3 protein-coding genes are annotated in these 1,728 nt (G+C 62.2%); all 3 read right to left on the minus strand.

The features are described 5' to 3' along the window. On the minus strand, positions 1–606 hold a 606-nt coding region (locus B3605_RS17565; protein WP_296435270.1), incomplete at its 3' end, for an MCP four helix bundle domain-containing protein. Positions 607–636: 30 nt separating this feature from the next. Continuing rightward, complete coding sequence (locus tag B3605_RS17570; protein ID WP_112944887.1) at positions 637–1,137, minus strand: chemotaxis protein CheW; 501 nt, start codon at positions 1,135–1,137, stop codon at positions 637–639. Continuing rightward, positions 1,134–1,728 (minus strand): chemotaxis protein CheW (locus tag B3605_RS17575; protein ID WP_296435272.1); only part of this gene is annotated, 595 nt, incomplete at its 5' end. The genes B3605_RS17575 and B3605_RS17570, both read right to left, overlap by 4 nt.

Consider the following 1,728-nt stretch of genomic DNA (forward strand, 5'->3'; position numbering starts at 1 on the left):
GGTGATCGCGGCAAACAGGAAGGCTGCGGCGACGGCGACAATCATCGTCGTGCGCGTTGCGACATAGCTTACCTCGGCTTCATCGTCGGCAACGCTCATGCGCTCTTTCTCAAGCTTGAGGATTTCAGCGAGCGCGGTATCGATCTGGTTTGCGGCGGTGCGTGCCGTGGTGACCGAGATATTGTTGGCCGCTTCGGCGTTGCCCGCCTTCACGAATTCGCGGATCTGATCGTCAGCCTGGAAGAACTGCTTCGAAAGCTCCGAGACCTGTTCCCAGCGCGGGCGGCCCTGTTCGGTGGCGATCTGCAGCACGGATGCCAGCGCCTGGGCGAACTCCTTGCGCCCGACATCGCCCTTGGCGATGGAATTGTTCACTTCGGCCTGATCCTTGGCCATCAGCAGGTTCTTCTGCTGGCGGATCGCTTCGAGCTGGCCGATATTGATTGTCTGCGCCAGTTCCAGGCGCGCCGCCGGGCCGGCCAGCACGGCGCCGATGGAATCATTCAGACCGCTGAGACTGATGATCGAATAGGTCGATGTGCCCAGCAACATGAGGATGATGAAGGCAAACGCCGACACCAGTTTCGTCTTGATCGTCAATCGCATCTCTAACCCCTTACCCCTAGATGACGCAGCCTAAACGGCGGTCGATGTCTCGTGTCGTGAAGAAAACAGTGCCTGCAGATTGGGCAGGATGATGAACTCGCCCCCGCGTTTGACCAGGCAGTTGATGTAGTCGGCGCGCCAGCGCATGCCGACGCTCGGTGGCGGTTCGCTGGCTGCCCGTGCCAGCGTCGTCACCTCGTTCACCTTGTCGGTGCGCAGTCCGACCAGCGTCGCCTCGCCATCGAGATCGAGCTCGATGACGATGATGCGGCTGTCGATCGTTGCTTCCGTGCCTTCCATCCCGAAGGCGAGGCGCAGGTCGGCCAGCGGAATGACCTTGCCGCGAAAGTTGATGACGCTGGCGACGAAGGGCTGCGCGCCCGGCACCGCCGTCTCCGGCAGCAGGTCCAGGATTTCCTGGACGATGACCGCTTCGAGCGCGAAGGTCTCGCCGTTCATGTCAAAGGTCAGGACCTCGACTTCGTCGGCATAGTTCCAATGATGGTCGATCTTCTCGGCTGCCGCGCTCATCCTGCCACCCGCATCTGTGTTTCCTGTTGCTGACCGGCGGCCACGAGATGGCCGACGTCGAGAATGAGGGCGACGCTGCCGTCGCCGAGAATGGTGGCGCCCGAGAAGGTGGACACGTCGTTGTGCAGCTTCGACATCGACTTGATGACCGTCTGGTGGTCGCCGATGATCTGGTCGACGACCAGGCCGACACGCTCCGTGCCGGTGGAGATGACCACGACCTTCTGATGCACGTCGGGCTTGGTGCCGGTGCGGAAGAGATCGCGAAGTCTCAGGAACGGCACGAGGCTGTCACGCAGCGAGATGAAGCTGCGGCCGCGCGAACGCAGGTCCTCTTCCAGCGACAGCTCCAGGCACTCCTCGACAGCCGACAGCGGAATGACGTAGCTGCCGTTTCCGACCCGCACGAGCAGGCCGTCGATGATCGCAAGTGTCAGCGGAATGCGCAGCGACACTTCCGAACCCTGACCATTGAGGCTGGTGATGTCGATCGCGCCACGCAGCGCTTCGACGGTCTTCTTCACCACATCCATGCCGACGCCACGGCCGGAAAGATTGGTGATCGCCGCAGCCGTGGAGAAGCCCGGCGCG

It is taken from the genome of Rhizobium sp. UBA1881 (assembly GCF_002338015.1).
GTDB lineage: Bacteria > Pseudomonadota > Alphaproteobacteria > Rhizobiales > Rhizobiaceae > Rhizobium.